The organism is Shigella sp. FC1967 (assembly GCF_001743005.1).
In the GTDB taxonomy this organism is placed as follows: Bacteria; Pseudomonadota; Gammaproteobacteria; order Enterobacterales; family Enterobacteriaceae; genus Proteus.
In genome coordinates this window covers 1-404 of record NZ_MIIZ01001312.1, presented here as the reverse complement: position 1 = coordinate 404, position 404 = coordinate 1, and the positions used below count along the sequence as shown (strand labels likewise).

Sequence of the window (404 nt, the reverse complement as noted above, 5' to 3'; positions counted from 1 at the left end):
ATCTGCCGTGGGCGTTGGAAGATTGAGAGGGGTTGCTCCTAGTACGAGAGGACCGGAGTGAACGCACCACTGGTGTTCGGGTTGTCATGCCAATGGCATGCCCGGTAGCTAAGTGCGGAAGAGATAACCGCTGAAAGCATCTAAGCGGGAAACTTGCCTCGAGATGAGTCTTCCCTGTCACCTAGAGTGACCTAAAGGAACGTTTAAGACTAAGACGTTGATAGGCTGGGTGTGTAAGCGTAGCGATACGTTGAGCTAACCAGTACTAATGAACCGTGAGGCTTAACCTGACAACACCGAAGGTGTTTTGTCAGAGAGACAAAACGATGAAGTAAGCTTGTTTAAGATTGATAATTACTGGTGACGAGCCGTTAAAAGGTGAGGCACGGGTAATAAAACAGAAT

Annotated in this window: 1 rRNA gene; it reads left to right on the top strand. The window is 48.3% G+C overall.

The window, feature by feature from the left end:
* A 23S ribosomal RNA gene (locus tag BHE89_RS21570) occupies positions 1–290 on the top strand; the annotation flags it as partial.
* Between the last annotated feature and the right edge of the window lie 114 nt (positions 291–404).